This window comes from Methanobrevibacter sp. UBA417 (assembly GCF_002508845.1).
GTDB lineage: Archaea > Methanobacteriota > Methanobacteria > Methanobacteriales > Methanobacteriaceae > Methanobrevibacter_A > Methanobrevibacter_A acididurans.
This window is the reverse complement of the sequence record NZ_DAZC01000036.1, coordinates 21,066-39,549: the sequence shown is the minus strand read 5'-3', so window position 1 is coordinate 39,549 and position 18,484 is coordinate 21,066. Positions and strand designations below refer to the sequence as shown.

Sequence of the window (18,484 nt, the reverse complement as noted above, 5' to 3'; positions counted from 1 at the left end):
TTTTTTGTTTAAAAATTTTTTTCTTAATTAATTTCATAAAACCTATTTTTCGAAGTCTTTGTAAGTTGTTTTATTTCAATTTGATGATTGATTATTATGAATGTTTAAATAAATATACCAATTTTTATTTAGCATATCTTTGTTTTACTCACTTGGTACTTTTAAATTAAAATATTTTAAAAGCTTTACATATATTCAATACATATATTTTTAAAATTACCAGAAAAGTAGTGAAATTAAATTAAAAAAAAGGGATTGCTTAAAAAAAGTAGAAATAAAAAAAAATAATAATTAATTGAAGAAAAATTATGCAGCGTAATCTTCAATATCAATATCAATATTTTTACATATATTATTTAAAGTATCAAATAAAACAGGATCTAATTCCCAACCATTAGCTAAATTACCTTTAACTCTATCAACTTCAAGAGATCCAGGAATAACACCATTATCTGCTCTAATTTCATCTAAAAATTTATCTGTTTCATCGTTAAATTGTTCTTTACCAACAAATTTTTCAGGATCTATAGCTAAGAATAAATCTCCTTTAGTACAATCTTCACTACAAGAAGCGGTTCCTTTAACTCCAGTTCCAATACCTGCACTTACAAGTGCTCCTGTTAAAATTTCAATTAAGAATGCTAACCCGTATCCTTTGAATCCTCCAAATGGTAAGATTGAACCTTCAATTCCTTTTGCTGGGTCAGTGGTTGGGTTTCCATCTTTATCTAAAGCAGTTCCTTCAGGTATGGATTCACCTTTTCTTCTTGCTTCTAAAAGTTTTCCTCTTGCTGCAACACTTGTTGCCATATCAAGAGCAATATATGTGTCTTCATTTGGAATACCGATTGCTATTGGGTTAGTTCCTATTAAAGGTTTTTTACCTCCGAATGGTGCAATTGCAGGTTCGGTGTTTGCTATAACTACTCCTATACATCCTTTTTGTGAAGCTAAATCTGAATAATAACCTGTTACACCGAAATGATTACCATTGTGTGTTCCTACGATTCCTATTCCTACATTTTTAGCTTTTTCAATTGCTAAATCCATAGCTCTTCTTGCTACGTATTGTCCAAAAAGACTATTACCATTGATTAATGCCATAGCTTCTGTTTCTCTTTCAATATCTATGTCACCTTCAAGGTTAATGGTTTTAGCTTTAAATCCTTTAATGTATTGTGAAAATCTTCCTATTCCGTGGGAAGTGAATCCTTTTAAATCTGCATCTACTGTAGCTTGTGCAACTATATCTGCTTGGTTTTCTTGGGTTCCTAATTTAATTAGGATGTCAGTAACTAATTTTTTTTCATTTTTGGCATTAAGCTTCATTTATTATTTCTCCAATTTTATTATTTTTTTTTAGTATTCTATGTTAGTATTTTCGAAGGTTTTTATTTTTATTTTGTCTTCAGATATTACTTTTCCAATTTTGTAGGCTTCTACATCTTTGGATACTTCTTCGATTATTTTATCTGCTTCTTCTTCTTTTGCAATGATTACAAAACCGATTCCCATGTTGAATACTTTGTACATTTCTTTTAATGGTACGTTTTGTTCATATATTAATTTGAATATTTCTTGTGGTTCTGGAAGGTTATTGATTTCGAATCCTATTCCTTTTTTAAGTCTTTGTAGGTTTGTGAATCCTCCACCTGTAATGTGGGCTAATCCGTGGATGTTGAAATCTTTTTTGAATAAATTTACTATTGGTTTTACATATAATTTTGTAGGTGTTAAGAGTTCTTCTCCAACTGTTTTGTTGGTGTTTGGTATTTTATCATCTACTTTTAGCTCTGCATCTTCAAATATTGCTTTTCTTGCTAGGCTTAATCCATTACTGTGTATTCCACTACTTTTTAATCCTATTAATGTATCTCCGATTTCAATATCTTTTCCACTTATTATTTTATCAGTATCTACGAATCCTATTCCTGTTCCTGCTAAATCGAAGTCTTTTATTATTTTTGGTAAGGATGCTGTTTCTCCACCTATTATGGATATGTTGGATTCTTCTGCACCTTTAACTAATCCTTCTGCTATTTCTGATGCGGTTTCGGGGTCTGGGTTTTCTACAGCCAAGTAATCTACTAGTGCTATTGGTTCTGCACCAACACAAAGAATATCGTTAACTACCATAGCAATACAATCTATTCCTACAGTATCGTATTTATTCATCATTTTAGCGACTAATATTTTACTTCCAACACCATCAGTACTCATTGCAATTGCTTTATCACCTAATCTTACTAAAGCTGCAAAGTGTCCACTATCAGTTATTATGTCTCTTAATTCTAATGTTGGTTTTAGTTTTGAAGCTAATGCTTTAACGGTTTCAGCTTCTAAATCTATATTAACACCAGATTCTGAATATGTAACCATTTATTCACCTTTTTAATTATTTTTTTTTAATTATTTATAATTTTTATAACATTTTTTATTTTTGTATTAATTATTATTTATATTTATAAAAAAAAGTTTTAATAATTTAAATAATTTTAGTTTATTCTGTATTTATTTTTTAAAAAAAGTTTTAAAAAAAAATTAGGAAAAAAAATTTTTTTTAATCCTAATTCTTTTATTTTTTTATTGTAATCTTGTTGCTTCAAGATTTAATGGAGTTTTTGTTTCTATTTTATAAGATCTATGAACACTACTTGCAAGGTCCACAGTTTTATATGGGTCTCCGTGACACATTATTATTTTATCTGGTCTTGGATGTATTCTTTTTGCAAATTCCATTAATTGTCTTCTGTTAGAGTGTCCACTGAATCCTTCTACAGTTTTTACTTGCATTCTAACATTGTATACTTGAGTTCTACCTTCATCGTTTTCAAGTGGTATTTCTTTCATTCCTTTTTGGATTCTTCTACCAAGTGATCCTTCAGATTGGTATCCTACAAATACTATAGCGTTTCTTTCATCTTCACTTAACCATTTGAAGTATTGTACACTGTTTCCTCCAGTTAACATACCACTAGTGGATAATATGATACATGGGTCTCCTTCAACAATATCTTTTCTTTCATTAATGTTTTGTACTTTGACAAAGTAATCTGAAACAAATGGGTTTCTACCCATATGGAATATTTGATCTCTTAAGTCTTTACTTAAGTATTCTGGTCTTGCTGTGTGGATTGCTGTTGCTTCCCATATCATTCCATCAATGTAGATTGGTACTTCATCTATCATTCCTTGACGCATGTATTCTTCAAGAACTATCATTAATTCTTGTGCTCTTCCTACTGCAAATACTGGTACTAATACTTTTCCTCCACGATTTAATGTTTGGTAGATGGTTTTCATTAGTTCTTTTTCTGCTTTGTTACGTGATGGTTGAACATCTTCATGTCCACCATAAGTACTTTCCATTACAAGTGATTCACTTCTTGGGAATCTGGTTGTTGCTGGTTCAAGGAGTCTGCTTCTTTCGTATTTGAAATCTCCTGTGTATACCATGTTATGTGCACCGTCTCCTATGTGTAAGTGACTCATTGCTGAACCTAGGATGTGTCCTGCATTATGGAATGTTAATTTTATATCTGTAGTGATATCTGTTACTTCACCATAATCTAAGGTTATACTGTGTTTTAATTCTTTTTGAACATGTTTAACATTGAATGGTAATGGATTATCTTCTCTATGTGCAATATCTATATGATCTAATTGTAGTAAGGTCATTAAGTCTCTTGTTGGTGTTGTGCAGTATACTGGTCCTTCGTATCCATAATGGTAAAGGTATGGTAAGAATCCACAATGATCTAAGTGTGCGTGTGATATAATTACAGCATCTAAATCTTGTATTGAGAATTCTGGAACATTCAAGAATGGGAAAGCTGTTTTTTCATCAGGTCCTGCTACATTCACTCCACAGTCTAAAAGCACTCTACTGTTTGGTGTTTGTAATAACATACAGGATCTTCCAACTTCTTTGAATCCTCCCATACTTGTTAATCTTGCCCAATCATTATCATATTTTACGCTTTGATGAATTCTTGAACCTAATTCTGTTAAGTTTTTCTTTCTTTCTTTACTACTGCTTAATATTGTGTTTCGAACTCTTCCAATTATTTCTGATTTGATTGGTGGTGTTCTTAATATTTTTGGAGCCCATCCTGTTTTACGTACAATATCTCTTGATGTTACTCCATATTTTCCAATTACAAGTCCTGGTTTTTGTGCTTCTATTATTACTTCATTGGTTACATCGTCAAATGAAACATTTGTAATATGTGCATCTTCAGGAACTATTTGGTTTATTGTTTCAATTGTTTTTTCAGGTTCCATTAGTACGCTTTTATCGGAACGTATAATCATCCGTTTTCTTAAGTCTTTGGCTAAGTTTCGAACAAGATCACCATTGTCAGTTATTATTTCCGGATTTTTTGTGTAAATAACAACTTGTGGACCTTCAAATTCGATTTTAGCAACTTGTACCTTTTCTGGTAATCTTTCGTTTATTGTTTTTTTAATATCTTCTAATGATTCTGAAGCCATATAATCACTTCATAAAATAAGTTTTATAGTGTAGATAAGGTATAGAGTATAAATTTTACCCCTATTTTTACTTTAATTAAATTTTAATCTTGTATCATTTTTTTTGTATAGAAAAATTTTAAGGTTTTTTCTAAAAAAAAATTAATTTAATAATTATAATTTATTTAATTAATTCTTATTCTTTTTAATGTAAAAAGGGTGATTTTTATTTTAATTTAATAAAAAAGAGTGGATAAAAAAGATAAAACAATAATATAATCTTTTGGTATTGTTAATCGTGTTATTTTATCACTTTTATTATACTTCTATTTCACACCGTTATATGTAAAAAATAGTTTTTTTAATATAAAAATTTATAAAAATAATCTGTATTTCGAATTATTTTTTATTTTAACTGATTTTTTTTACTTTCTTTTCAACTTCCTTACTATCTAACATTTTATAACCATCTTTAGTGACGGTTGCTACTAAAAATCCATTTCCACTGTAAACATCTCTTTCAGTAGCTGCTTTAATAGCTCTAAGAGCTAATTCTATACCTTGGTTTGTGGTTAATTTTGGAGTGTAACGGTCTTCAAGAACACCGTAAGCAAATGTTGAACCTGAACCAGTTGATATGAAAGTATCTTTAATCATACCACCAGCTGCATCTAATGAGTAAATAGATGCTCCATCTTCATCTACTCCACCAAGTAATATTTGCACATAAGCTGGGGTGGAATGTAAAATGTTTGATGTTACTGCTGCAGCAGCTTCTATATTCATATCTTCTCCGTTTCGTAATTTGTATAATGAAACTTCTGCACTTATAACTTTCATTAAATTTTGAGCATCAGCTACTGATCCTGCAATAGTTGTAGCTATATTATCATCTATTTTAAATATCTTTTCAGCTACTTTGTGAGCTACTAAATTTCCCATACTAGCTCTTCTTTCACTTGCAAAAACAACTCCGTCTTTACAGGTGATTCCGACAGTAGTTGTACCTTTTAAGATTTTTTCATCACTCATTTAAAATACACCTCTGAGTAAAAATTGTTTATTAAATATTTTTTTTATATAAAATTGATTTATTATTTTCTAAAAATTTTATTCTAACTAAAAATTAGTACTTTCATGCTTTTTATAGTTATTGTCTTTAATAAAAATGATGAATTAATTAAAATAAAATTAGAATTAATGTATAAAATATATTTTGAGTTAACTTTAGTTTTATTAAAATCTTAAACATTAACTTAAGATTAGTTTGTAAAATCTAATATATAATAGTTTCTAATTACTTTCTAGATTTAATAATTTATTTATATAAATTTTCATTATAATAAATATATATTGATAAAAAAATTTTTTTTATAGAGGTGTAATGTTTCTTGAAGTATAAAAAAATTGGTAAAATATTAATTTTAGATAAGAATTCACCTACAAGAAAAGAGGATAAGGAGTACTTAGAATCATTACTTAGAAAGTATAATGTTGAATCTATTGTTAAAGTCGAATCTATTTCTGGTCAAATGAGAGAACCTAGCCTAGAAGTTTTAATAGGTGATACAACTGAAACAATTCATAAAGAAAATGGGTGTTATTTTAAACTTGATTTAAGTAAAGTTATGTGGGCTAAAGGGAATAATAATGAACGTTTAAGAATTGCAAAATTAGTTGGTGAGGGTGAAGTTGTTTGTGATATGTTTGCAGGTATAGGTTATTTCACAATACCAATAGCTGTTTTAAGTAAAGCTCAAGAAATTAATGCTATTGAAATTAATCCTAATAGTTACAAGTACTTATTGGAAAATATTAAATTAAATAAAATAAATAGTAAAGCCGGTTACATGAGAGTTAATCCAATTTTAGGAGATTGTGCAAATGAAATTCAAAACTTTAAGGCTGATCGGATTATTATGGGTTATGTTAAAACAACACATCATTATTTAAAACCAGCTATAAATAGTTTGAAAAAAGGAGGAATACTTCATTATCATGAAACAGTTCCTGAAAAATTAATCAACACTCGACCTGTAGAACGTATAAGGGAAATTGCTGGATGTAGGGAAGTTACAGTTTTAAATATTGTTAAAATTAAAAAATATTCTCCAGGTGTTTGGCATATTGTTGTTGATGCAAAAATAGATTAAAAAAAAAAGAAAAGTGTAAATCCATATAAATTCTATTTTTCCATACTTTTTAAAAGATTATTAGCCTTAGCTAAAAGATTATCATTTAAATATTCAGGGTTAATATATTTTTTATAAATTGCTAATCTTTCCTGTAACTGGTAACCTGCATCAAAGGTTAATCTTTCTAATTGATTAAAAGTGGGCCAAGGACTAGTAGGATTTACATAATCATCAGTTAAAGGTGAAACACCACCCCAATCATCAGTTCCGCAAAGTAAAAATATTTGATTAGTTTCAAGATTAAGATTAGGTGGAACTTGTATACTAAGTTCATCCTTAAAAATTATTTTACTTACACAAACTGTTCTAATCATATCTAATAGGGAAGGTTCACTATAATCACACATTTCAATACCTGGACTAGTTGTGAAATTTTGAATAATAATCTCTTGAATATGACCATATTTGTCTTGTAAATCTTTTAATGTAAGTAAAGATTCTGCAATTTCCTCTTTAGTTTCACCAATTCCAATAAGTAATCCAGTAGTGTAAGGAATTTTAAGTTTACCTGCATTTTCTATAGTTTCTAATCTAATTTTAGGATCTTTTCCTGGACTTTTTTCATGTGCAATTGTTTCCATTAAACGAGGGGATGAATTCTCAAGCATCATACCCATTGAAACATTCACTTCTTTTAATTTTTGTAATGTTTCATATGAAAAATTACCAGCATTAGTATGTGGAAGTAAACTTGTTTTATCTAAAGTCATTTTACAGATACTATAAATATAATCTCCCATGTTAGAATAACCTAATTCTTTTAATTTATCCTGTACCGCTTTTTCATTATCTGCATCTTCACCCATTGTAAATAATGCTTCTTTACAATTAAATTTCTCAGCTTCTTTAAGTAATTTTAAAACTTCATCAGGTGTTTTAAGTATTATAGTATCTGGATTTAATGGATCCTTTTTAAATGCACAGTATCCACAATTATTCTTACAAACTTCAGTTAAGGGGATGAAAACATTTTTACTAAAACTAATCTTATTAGTGCTTCTAGTATTTGCAAGCTTCATTAACTCAAGAATATCATTTTCTTTAGTGTTTAAGAGACTTACTATGTCTTTTTTGCTTAAAGTTTTATTTAAAATATTAGGATTTATCATTATAATATAACCCATTCAAAAATTTTTTCATTTAATTTTTAAACAATTTCTGTGTCATCTATTTTTGATAGTACTGTTTCAACATACATTGGACCCATATCATTTTTATCTTTCCAAGTGGTTACTAGTATATCTACTCCAGGGATTGTGAATAATTTCATTTCAACATCAGCACCTAATGCTTCATAATCCTTTTTCATACGATTTAATCCATTAGTATCGGTTCCAGTTGAAATTTCTACTTCAGATCTGATATGTTGATCTGCAGTTACTATGAATTCATTTGCTTTTGCTGAGTTTAATTCAATTTCTTCACCATCGAAGAATTTCATTATTCCATCTAATTTTTCTGGCATTGTTTTATATGAATCTCTTAGTGTGGATTTTCCTCTAACTATTAATAATTCATCACTAACGAATGCTGCTCGTGATCCTTGAAATGCTTTATAATAACCCATTACATCTCCAGCAAGTACTTTTAAATCTATCATATTTTTTCACTTCTAAATTATTTTATTATATTTATATAGTTTTTATAGTATTATAAAGAAAAAGGTTTTATTATATATTTCTTATTTAAAATTTTTAAAAAAAGTTTAAAAAAAATGGAGTACATTTCTTTTTATTAATTATTTGCACTCCATTTATTTTAATATTTATAATTTTTTTTTAGAAGTTTATCTCTTCTTTTAATTCACCCATAGTTGCAATTCTTTCTGCAAAAGCATTGTGTCTATGGATACTTTCTTGATTTACTTGTCTTGCAGTTATTAATGTATCATCATCTAAATATGAGAATTTTTGTAAGATTTTTTCAATCATGTTTCTTACTACATCTTCAACAAAGACAGGTTTTTCATGTGCATTCATTACAACTGCATTTTCATCAGGACGTTTTAAGAGTTCACAGACTGGGGAGCTCATTGATTCTTCAATGAGGTTTATGATTTCTTCCCCTTTAACCATTTGGTTTTCTGGAACTTCTATTAGTACGGTTCCCACTCCTCTTTGGTTGTGTGATGCAAATGTTACGGTATCTAAAACTTTTTGTGTGGTTTCTTCATCTAAGAATTCTAATAGTTTTATTTTATCTGCTTCCATTACAGATTCCTGTGCACAAGGACAAACGGTCATTCCAACTACTTCAGCACCTATACTTTTTCGTATTGTGATTTTACCGTCTTTTGATCGTGTTCCTACAGCTTTTGCTATAAGTTTTGTCATTTCTTGTGTTGGTTTTTCTGTTACTGGAGATTTACGCATCATCATGTAATCGCTTATCATTCTTACTTCTGCTCTTGTAGAGTAAGTATGTTTTTCAAGCATTTTACTAACGATTTCTGCACAAATTGATTCTACTTCGAAATTACTTGTTTCAATGACTTCTTCCATAACTTCACTAATAGCTTCAGGATTTCTTGACATATGAATTCCTTTTTGATCATTTGGAAGATCAACGAAAGCATCAAATGTTGGTAATAATATTATTGGTCTTTTTTTACCTCTATTTAATTTTAAAAGTTTTTTTACACCTGTAACTCCTACTCGACTTAATTCGATAGGAATTCTAGGTGTGTCATCTTGAGTGTCTGGGAAACAAACTACCAAATTCTACACCTCTAATTTTATGTAAAATAATCTTTTCTAAGTGATATTGTATCATATAGATTTTTTTTTAAAGATTATTTTAATTCTTTTTTTTATTTACTTAATTGGTATTCTTTTATATTTATCTATATTTTTTTTATGGTTTGTTTAAATTCTAATTAAATAAATATAAATAATAACTAAAAGTTTTTTAAATTTCTAATTATTATTTATATCGGTTTAAAAAAAAATCATTTTTATAATTCAATGATAAGAATTATATTTAATAAAATATTTTCTAAGGGTGCATTGAATTATTTTTTTCTGATTCTTTTTATAATATATTAGCTGAACCCATATCTTCTTTTACAACATTTAACACTGTTTGTGTGTATGTTCTTTCAATTCCTGGTTCTTTTAACATTTCTTTAATGAAATGATCTAATTCGGAGGTGTCTCGGAATTTTGCAATTAAAAATGCATCATATTCTCCGGTAACATCGTATATAGCAACTACGTTTTTATTGAATGCTGTTTTGTTTTCCCAGTTTTCTAATTTTCCACCTTTAACTTTAACTCCCACAATACTGGTTAAGGTGAAACCAAGTTTATCATGTCTTAAGATTGGTGCAAATTTACTTATAACACCTGTTTTAACCATTTTATCAATACGGTTATGTACGGTACCTACAGATATTCCTAAATCACGGGATATTTGTCTGTATGATATTCTTACATCATCGTTTATTATTTTTAATATTCTTACATCAGTGTCATCTAATTTAACAATTTCATCGTTAACATCAGTTACCATTTTTTACAACCTCTCTTTTTTTATGTAATAATTTATTTAAAATTTAATGTTTTATAAATTTTGTTCAAGAAAAATTTAAAACATTTGTTTAATTTTATTATTTTATAATTAGTATTAATGTTTTATAAAACTTTTTATTTTGAGTTTTTTTTAAGTTTTTTTTATTAAGTTTTTTGGGGTTTATTAAGTTTTTTGATTGTTTTTATTTAATATTTTTATATTTTGAATATTATTTTTTTGTTTATTTTTACTTATAATTTATTGGTGTGGTTTTGGTGGGGATTTAACTTGTTTGGATTCTTTTTGTATTTTTTTTAATTTATTTTGAAAAAATAGGTTGTTTTTATGTTTTTTTCATTGAATTTAATAGTTTATTATAATTTTATAAGTTTTTATTATTAATCTATTAAATTTTTTTTAGATTGTTCTTTAATATAAAAACTTTTATTTTGCTTTAAAAGAATTTTTTAACTCTTAAATCATAATATTGAATAAAATATATTAAATTTGCCTAAAAATTGGAAAAATAAAGATTTTTGAATAATTTTTTTCGGATTGAATTAATTTAATTATTTTATATTTATCTTATTAACTAATATCAAAAAAGAAGAATAAATTATATAATTAATAATTAAAAAAAATTTTTTTTATTCTTTTAAAAGTTCTAAAATAATATTTTTAATATCCTCAATATCTGCATCAGTTCTAATTCCTAAAGGTGAAAAATGTGTTCTAACTGCAATATAACCATTATTTTTAAGAGTGTCTAATATTTTATCTAATTTCGGAGCACTAACCTTAAGGTTTCTGCAGATTACATGTATATCATAAAATCCAACAGGAGTTTCAGCCTCATTATAACAAGTATTTAAAAGTTTTAAAACTTCTTCTTTAGTATTTAACTCTTTATCATCACTAATACTTATCATATCTTGAATAAATTCCTTATTTTGTATTTCACCTAACCACATTGGTCCTGCAATAGTTAATTTCCCTCCACAAATAGGACAATTTCCTGGAATATTACTAGCTAGACCATAAATTGGTTCATGATGTAAGCAATTTTTACAATGAGCCATATACCCAATATTTTTTAAGGATTCATCAGTAGCACGTGATCCCTTTTTAATATATAAATACATTCTCATATAATGTTCACTACTATGTGACATTAAAACAGTAATATACTTTTTATACTTAGCTAAAGTAAGAGCAGCAAAACCTGCAAGAATACGTATACCATTCTCATGACAATATTCACTTTTAAATGGTTTAGCATTATACTTACGTATACAAGGTTCTTTATAAGTACCACAAAGTGCACTAGTATCAGTTGCAGTTAAACATAGTAAACTGTTACGTTTAATACTGTATCCTGCAGAATCAACAAAATAAGAAGGTGTACCAAAAGGATCAATATCAATAATATCAAATTCTCCTCTATGATTACGTAACATTACACTAGCTTCTTTTTGATAAATATTAATATCCACATTATTCATATCAGCATTGATTTTAGTGAATTCATTAGCTAAACTACTAATATCATTAACACTGACCTCTCCAATATTATCTATCTCTTTTTTGTAACGAACACCACGTATTCCACTTCCACCGAACACATCACAAATATCAACTTCATGATTTAAGATTTTCTGGAAAGCTTGAATAGCTAAAATTGAAGTATCTCGATTAAACTCCATACGAGGATTATAGAATACAGGAGCATCTGATGATACTTTATCGAATTCTGGAAATTCAATTTTAACTAAACCTTCATTTATAATTTTTAAATCATCTTCACTATATTCCATTTCTTTTTCTTCTAAATTTTCAACCATCATTATCACATATTAATTATATTTAATTTAAATTTTTAATTCCAGAAAATATTTTTATAAAATAAAAACAAATATTAACTTAATATAATTTATTTAAGTACAAATAATTTATAACTTTTTATATAAAAAATCATAATTCTAAAAAAATAAAATTTAAGAAAAACATGGAGAATAAATATTATGGCAAATAATCAAATTTCTATAGCTAAACCTATAATAGGTGATGAAGAAATAAATGCAGTAATAGATGTGATGAAATCTGGAATGATAGCCCAAGGACCTAAAGTGAAAGAATTTGAAGAAAAATTCGCAGAATATGTAGGTGCAAAATATGGGGTAGCAACAAATTCAGGAACTGCTGCTTTACATGTAGCAATGTTATCTGCAGGTTTAAAACCAGGTGATGAAGTTATCACAACACCATTCACATTTGTAGCTACTGGAAATTCTGTATTATACACTGGAGCAAAACCAGTATTTGTTGACATAAATCCTAAAACTTACACCTTAGACCCTTCTAAAATTGAAGAAGCAATAACAGAAAACACTAAAGCCATTTTACCAGTTCAATTATTCGGTCAATCAGCAGATATGAAACCAATATGTGACATTGCAAAAGATAATGATTTAATTGTAATTGAAGATGCAGCACAAGCTCATGGTGCAAAATATAATGGGGATGAAAAAGTTGGAAGTATTGGAGATATGGGATGTTTCAGTTTTTATCCAACTAAAAACATGACTACTAGTGAAGGTGGAATGATCACTACTGATAATGAAGAATTTGCTAAAAAAGCTAGAATTTATCGTGCTCATGGTAGTAGTGTTAAATATAAACATGATGTAATTGGATACAATTTCCGTATGACTGATATTGGTGCAGCAATTGGTCTTGAACAGTTAAAGAAAATCGATTCATTTAATGAGAAAAGAATTAATAATGCAAAATATTTAACTGAAGGATTAAAAGATTTAAAAGGCATTACAACTCCATTTGTACGTGAAGGTTCAAAACATGTATTCCATCAATACACAATAAGAGTAAGTGCTCAAAAACGTGATGAATGGGTTGAATTCTTTAATGAAAATGGAATTGGAAATGGAATACATTATCCTATACCATTATATGAACAACCTTTATATGAAAAATTAGGTTATAAACAAGATTTACCTGTAACTAAAGAAATTGCAAGTACTGTAATTTCAATACCTGTTCACCCAAGCTTAACAACTGAGGATTTAGATACAATAATTAAAGTTGTACGTGAAGGTTCAGAAAAATTTGAATAAAAAAAAGATTAAAGTAATTCTTGGAGAAGATTTTATAAAAAAGTAAATTTTAAAATCTTTTTCTCCAACTTTTAATTATACTATTTAAAAAAAATTAAATAATTCTTATTCTAACATATTATTTACAGTATTAACCTTATCATTTAATCCTCTTTTGGATAAATCTCTTCTGTCATCAATTTTAATAACAGTGTAGACACGATTAATATCTTGTTTAAAAACGGCTTCTTGAGCTTTACTTATAGCTTTATATAATTCATCATAAGATTCTGCTTCTATTAAAGTACCCATACCGGTTAACTGATAATTTAAACCAGAATCTTTAATAGATTGTACAGCAGCTGTTACAAATTCTTTACATTCAGTTCCATCATTCCCAACGGGAAGTATGCAAAAATCACAAGTTATCATAGACTATAGATATATAATTAAAAAGATATAAAGTTTTAACAATATTATCTTTTATAAAAAAAAGGGAATTATTAATAATGGCAGAAACACTTCAAAAAGATGAATTTAATAAAAAAATTTATAATAGGATAAATAATCTCATCACTGATTATAAATTAATTGAAGAAGGGGATAAAATAGCTATAGCATTATCTGGAGGGAAAGATAGTGTATTAACTCTTTATGCATTAAATGATTTTCAAAATAAGCTTGATTTTGATTTAGTTGCAATTAGTGTTGATGAGGGTATTAAAGGTTATCGTCAAGATGGTATAACCTCAGCAATAGATAATGCTCTAAAATTAGGGGTGCCACTTATTCAGAAGTCTTTTAAACAAGAAGAAAATTTTGATTTAGATGATATTTATGCTAATTTTAAAAGTGCATGTATACCTTGTGGAGTTTTTCGTAGAAATATTTTAAATAAAACAGCATATGATTGGGGTGCAGATAAGATTGCTACTGGTCATAATTTAGATGATGAAATTCAATCATTTTTAATGAGTTTTTCACGTGGGGATAATGTGAAATTTTCTAAATTCGGTCCAAAATTAAATCGTATTCATCCTAAACTTGTTCCACGTATTAAACCTTTATGGAATACACCTGAAAAGGAAGTTGGAATGTGGGGTGTTCTTAATGGGATTGAAATTCATTTTGCTGAGTGTCCTTATAGTAATCTTTCTTTAAGGGCTAAAATTAAAGAATTTCTTAATCTTGCTGAAGATGAAAATCCTGGTGTTAAAGAAAAAGTTATGGAGTCTTTTAAAAAAGATTTAGATTTTGATTCACCGGTTCCTATTGTTTTAAATGAATGTGAACTTTGTGGTGAACCAACATCTGGTAAAATTTGTAAAGCTTGTGAAATTATTGATTTATTAAAATAAACAATAAATTCTCCTTTTTTTTTTAGTTTCTTATTATTATAAATGCCATATATATAAGGAACATTACAATAAATATTATTCCTTCTTTTCTATCTAGTTCTCGGTCACCTGCAGAGAATATGTATAATGCAAATGTTGCAATTAACATTACAATAAGATCTATTAACATACTTGGACCAACGTTTATTGGGTGGATGAGTCCACTTAAACCTAATATGAATAGTATGTTGAATATGTTACTTCCTACAATGTTTCCTATTGCAATATTGTTTTCACCTTTCTTTATTGCAGTTAGGCTGGTTATTAGTTCTGGTAGGCTGGTTCCTATTGATACTATTGTTAATCCTATAAGGGTTTCACTTAAACCTATACTTAATGCAATATATCTTGAACTATCTACAACTAATTGTGCACCTATTATTATTGCTATTAAACTTATTATGGATATTATAATACTTTTAGGTAAGGAATATTTTGCTTTTTCAACTTTTGTTGATTCTTTTGATTTTCTCGCATCTCTTACTAAATATAATACATATAATATTATGAGTATTAAGAATATTAATCCTGTTATTCTACTTATTTGCCAGGTAAAGTATAATATTCCAGTTAATAGTAAGCTTGTGAATATTAAAAAGACCATGTCTTTTTTAATTAATTTTAAATCAACTTTCATTGTTGCAACAAGAGCACATATACCTAATATGAATAGTATGTTGAATATGTTACTTCCTACAATATTACTTATTGCTATTGCATTACTTCCATCTATTGCAGCTGCAACACTTACTGCTGCTTCAGGGGCACTTGTACCGAATGCTACTACTGTTAATCCAATAATTAGTGTTGGTACTTTCAGTACATTTGCAATACTACTTGCACCGTCTACGAAGTAATCTGCACCTTTTATTAAAAATAAGAATCCTACAATTAGTATTATTAATTGTATGATGATTTCTATCATTTGATAAACTCCATTTTTGGAATATAAAAAAAATTCATATAATTAGTATAAATTTTTTTAGAAAAATACGTTTGTTCTATATTTTTCCTGTACATTTATTAAATTTTTATAGTATATAATTTTTATCAAAAAAAAGTTAAGTGGGGGGTTAAAAAAAAGTAAAAAAATAAGGGATGGTGGAGGTTTTTTAATTTTAAAATTTTCAGTTTCTCATTATTATAAATGCCATATAAATTATAAAGAATATGATGAAAATTATTCCTTCTTTTTTGTCTAATTTTTCATCTAAATATGAGAAAACATATAAAAGTACTGTAGCAAGTATCATTACACATAAATCAATAATCATACCATGACCAACAACTATTGGATGGATAAATCCACTTAAACCTAATATGAAAAGTATGTTAAATAAACAACTTCCTACAATGTTTCCGATTGCAATATTGTTTTCACCTTTTTTCACTGCAGTTAGACTGGTTATTAATTCTGGTAGGCTGGTTCCTATTGAGATAATTGTTAATCCTATAAGGGTTTCACTCATACCTAAACTTAATGCAATGAATTTAGCACTATTTACAACTAATTGCGCACCTAAAACAATAGCTACTAAACTAACTATAACAATTACAATACTTAAAATTAGGGAGTATTTAGGTTTTTCAACAAATTTAGATTCTTCTGATTTTCTAGCATTATAAACTAAGTATGCAACATAGGCTACGATTAATATTAAAAATATTAATGCAACTATTCTACTGATTTGCCAAGTTAAAAACACAGCACCAGTTAAAAGAATACTTGTTAATAAAAGGAAAGGTAAGTCTTGTTTTACTAATTTAGGATCCACTTTCATTGTTGCAACAAGTGAACATAGACCAATTATTAATAGTATGTTGAATATGTTACTTCCTACTACATTACTTATTGCTATTGCATTACTCCCACTTAATGCTGCTGCAACACTTACTGCTGCTTCAGGGGCACTTGTACCGAATGCTACGACTGTTAATCCAATAATTAGTGTTGGTATTTTCAGTACGTTTGCAATACTACTGGCACCGTCTACGAAGTAATCTGCACCTTTTATTAAAAATAGGAATCCTACAATTAGTAAGATTATTTGTATTATCATTTCTATCATTATTGATAAACTCCATTAAGGGTTATGTTTAAAAGAGATAAAAGAATTAAGATTTTTTTTAATCTTCTTCTTCCTCTTCATTTTCATTATTATTTTTTTTATTTTTATCTCTCATTACAAGTACTTTGTCTATGTGGTGTCCATCAATAGCTAATATTTTAAATGTGAAATCTTCCCAATGGAAAATGTCTCCAGGTTCTGGAATTTTTCCTGTGAAACTTAATATGAAACCTGCAAGTGTTGTGTAATAATCATCTTCTTCTGATGGGAAATCATCATCTTCTAAATCATATATTTCAGCAAAAGTATCTATTGGGTATCTACCATCTATTAAGTAAGATCCATCTTTTCTTTTAGTTGCTTTTGGATCATTATTTTCATCAATACCTGGAATGTCTCCTACAATTCCTTCAAGTAAATCGTTTAATGTGATTAATCCTTCTAATGTTCCGAATTCATCAACGACAAGTGACATGTGCACGTATTCTTTGTTTTGTTTAAATTGTTTTAATAATTCCATTGATGGTAATTGATCTGGTATGACTAATGGTTCTTTTATGTTTCTTCTAAGTTCCATTTTGTCTTTTTTGAATATACTACTTAGTACATCTTTAGCTTGTATTACTCCAAGGAAATCATCTAGTTCTCCTTCTGCAATTGGGAATATTGATCTTTTACTGTCAATGATTCTTTCTTGGATTTCGTCTAAATCATCTTCTAAGTCTATCCATATGATTTCATTTCTTGGTGTCATTATCATATCGACTTTTTGCGCATCTAAACGGAATACTCTTTTAATTATACTTTCTTCTTCTTTTTCAATGGTTCCGTCTTCTATACCTTCTGCGATTAATAGTTTAACTTCATCTTGTGTTACTACATCATCTTCGGTTGGTTTGGAACCTATTAATCTTAATAAGAAATTGGTTGATTCACTTATAGCTTTTACTAATGGTTTGCAAATGGTTGTCATGTAGTGCATTGTTTTTGCACTTTTCATTGCTGATTTTTCTGGATCATTTAATGCAATACGTTTTGGGACAATTTCACCAATAAGTAAACTGAAATAGGTTGTAATTACTACAACTATTACAAATGATAATTGGGTTGCATATGGAATGTAAGGATTTAAGGATGCTGCTAATGGTTCTGCAAGTGTTGCTCCACCAAGAGCCCCTGTTAATATTCCAATTAATGTGATTCCGATTTGTATTGCTGATAAAAATTCGTTTGGATCTTCTAAAAAATCTAAAATGATTTTCGCGGTTTTATTTCCATCTTGTTCATATTTTTGTAATGTAATTTTTTTAGACGACACAATGGCAATCTCTGCCATAGATAAATAACCATTTAATAAGATTAAAATGGCTATGAATAATATTTCTAAGTATATAAAATAATTCATTTCTCTTCTGACCTTTTATAATATTTAATTTTTATGTTAGTGTTTTAAATCACTAGCTTTTTGAAAACCAGTACCGCCATATATGTCTTCTTGCATTTGGCGAACGGTTTCTGCTGCATCTGCTTGTGTTTCAACTTTTTTAAAGATTCTTCTTTCTTTAACTTTTATAGTTTTTCCACAAGTGCATTTTCTTGTCTTTACACCTTCTTTTGCATATAAGACTCTGCCGCATCCGCAGCGAAAGATAAGATACATTTTATTTAGTCTTCTCCTTCAAATAATTTTTATATTTTTTTTATATTATTATGATATTTAGTTTTGTTGT

At 27.9% G+C, this 18,484-nt stretch carries 17 protein-coding genes; 3 read left to right on the top strand and 14 right to left on the bottom strand.

Annotation, left to right across the window (positions count from 1 at the left end; all coding sequences use genetic code 11):
- Positions 1-306: 306 nt before the first annotated feature.
- From comC to psmB, 4 genes are all read right to left on the bottom strand, one after another.
- Entirely contained in the window at positions 307-1,329 is a 1,023-nt protein-coding gene (gene comC / locus BP769_RS08035) for an L-sulfolactate dehydrogenase (RefSeq protein WP_413827122.1), read from the bottom strand.
- Positions 1,330-1,359: 30 nt separating this feature from the next.
- Positions 1,360-2,379, bottom strand: a complete 1,020-nt coding sequence (gene purM, locus BP769_RS08030) for a phosphoribosylformylglycinamidine cyclo-ligase (RefSeq protein ID WP_413827125.1) — start codon at positions 2,377-2,379, stop codon at positions 1,360-1,362.
- A gap of 204 nt (positions 2,380-2,583) precedes the next feature.
- Positions 2,584-4,494 (bottom strand): beta-CASP ribonuclease aCPSF1, encoded by a 1,911-nt coding sequence (locus BP769_RS08025; RefSeq protein ID WP_409198427.1) that lies wholly within the window; start codon positions 4,492-4,494, stop codon positions 2,584-2,586.
- 390 nt (positions 4,495-4,884) lie between these two features.
- Entirely contained in the window at positions 4,885-5,505 is a 621-nt protein-coding gene (psmB, locus tag BP769_RS08020; protein ID WP_413824826.1) for an archaeal proteasome endopeptidase complex subunit beta, read from the bottom strand.
- A 359-nt stretch (positions 5,506-5,864) separates the two neighbouring features.
- Between psmB and BP769_RS08015 the strand changes: the two genes are divergently transcribed.
- Entirely contained in the window at positions 5,865-6,626 is a 762-nt protein-coding gene (locus tag BP769_RS08015) for a class I SAM-dependent methyltransferase (RefSeq protein ID WP_413862385.1), read from the top strand.
- 32 nt (positions 6,627-6,658) lie between these two features.
- Here BP769_RS08015 and cofG read toward each other — a convergent pair whose 3' ends face one another.
- The 5 genes from cofG to BP769_RS07990 form a co-directional block, all read right to left on the bottom strand.
- Positions 6,659-7,687 carry a 7,8-didemethyl-8-hydroxy-5-deazariboflavin synthase subunit CofG gene (gene cofG, locus BP769_RS08010; protein WP_413824866.1) on the bottom strand — a complete coding sequence of 343 codons (1,029 nt, stop codon included), beginning with the start codon at positions 7,685-7,687 and terminating at the stop codon, positions 6,659-6,661.
- A 128-nt stretch (positions 7,688-7,815) separates the two neighbouring features.
- Complete coding sequence (locus tag BP769_RS08005; RefSeq protein WP_413824832.1) at positions 7,816-8,268, bottom strand: DUF2120 family protein; 453 nt, start codon at positions 8,266-8,268, stop codon at positions 7,816-7,818.
- A 178-nt stretch (positions 8,269-8,446) separates the two neighbouring features.
- Positions 8,447-9,385 (bottom strand): GTP cyclohydrolase MptA, encoded by a 939-nt coding sequence (gene mptA, locus BP769_RS08000; protein ID WP_413824834.1) that lies wholly within the window; start codon positions 9,383-9,385, stop codon positions 8,447-8,449.
- A gap of 313 nt (positions 9,386-9,698) precedes the next feature.
- On the bottom strand, positions 9,699-10,178 hold the full coding sequence (locus BP769_RS07995; RefSeq protein ID WP_413824837.1) for an Lrp/AsnC family transcriptional regulator: 480 nt from the start codon (positions 10,176-10,178) through the stop codon (positions 9,699-9,701).
- Between the two features lie 647 nt (positions 10,179-10,825).
- Complete coding sequence (locus tag BP769_RS07990; protein ID WP_413862383.1) at positions 10,826-12,022, bottom strand: tRNA (guanine(10)-N(2))-dimethyltransferase; 1,197 nt, start codon at positions 12,020-12,022, stop codon at positions 10,826-10,828.
- A gap of 177 nt (positions 12,023-12,199) precedes the next feature.
- Here BP769_RS07990 and BP769_RS07985 point away from each other — a divergent pair, with 177 nt between their 5' ends.
- Positions 12,200-13,309, top strand: a complete 1,110-nt coding sequence (locus tag BP769_RS07985) for a DegT/DnrJ/EryC1/StrS family aminotransferase (protein ID WP_413862381.1) — start codon at positions 12,200-12,202, stop codon at positions 13,307-13,309.
- A gap of 105 nt (positions 13,310-13,414) precedes the next feature.
- Here BP769_RS07985 and BP769_RS07980 read toward each other — a convergent pair whose 3' ends face one another.
- On the bottom strand, positions 13,415-13,720 hold the full coding sequence (locus BP769_RS07980; protein ID WP_413824846.1) for an MTH1187 family thiamine-binding protein: 306 nt from the start codon (positions 13,718-13,720) through the stop codon (positions 13,415-13,417).
- Positions 13,721-13,797: 77 nt separating this feature from the next.
- Here BP769_RS07980 and BP769_RS07975 point away from each other — a divergent pair, with 77 nt between their 5' ends.
- Positions 13,798-14,646, top strand: coding sequence for a TIGR00269 family protein (locus BP769_RS07975; RefSeq protein ID WP_413824849.1), 849 nt, complete (start codon positions 13,798-13,800; stop codon positions 14,644-14,646).
- Between the two features lie 22 nt (positions 14,647-14,668).
- Here the strand turns inward: BP769_RS07975 and BP769_RS07970 are convergent, their stop codons facing one another.
- The 4 genes from BP769_RS07970 to BP769_RS07955 form a co-directional block, all read right to left on the bottom strand.
- Positions 14,669-15,610: a calcium/sodium antiporter gene (locus BP769_RS07970; protein ID WP_413824852.1), complete on the bottom strand. Its 942-nt coding sequence runs from the start codon at positions 15,608-15,610 to the stop codon at positions 14,669-14,671.
- A gap of 202 nt (positions 15,611-15,812) precedes the next feature.
- Positions 15,813-16,754: a calcium/sodium antiporter gene (locus BP769_RS07965; RefSeq protein ID WP_413824854.1), complete on the bottom strand. Its 942-nt coding sequence runs from the start codon at positions 16,752-16,754 to the stop codon at positions 15,813-15,815.
- Positions 16,755-16,812: 58 nt separating this feature from the next.
- A complete protein-coding gene (locus BP769_RS07960) occupies positions 16,813-18,159 on the bottom strand; it encodes a hemolysin family protein (RefSeq protein WP_413862379.1) in 1,347 nt (448 codons plus the stop codon).
- 36 nt (positions 18,160-18,195) lie between these two features.
- On the bottom strand, positions 18,196-18,414 hold the full coding sequence (locus tag BP769_RS07955) for a DUF1922 domain-containing protein (protein ID WP_409198440.1): 219 nt from the start codon (positions 18,412-18,414) through the stop codon (positions 18,196-18,198).
- Between the last annotated feature and the right edge of the window lie 70 nt (positions 18,415-18,484).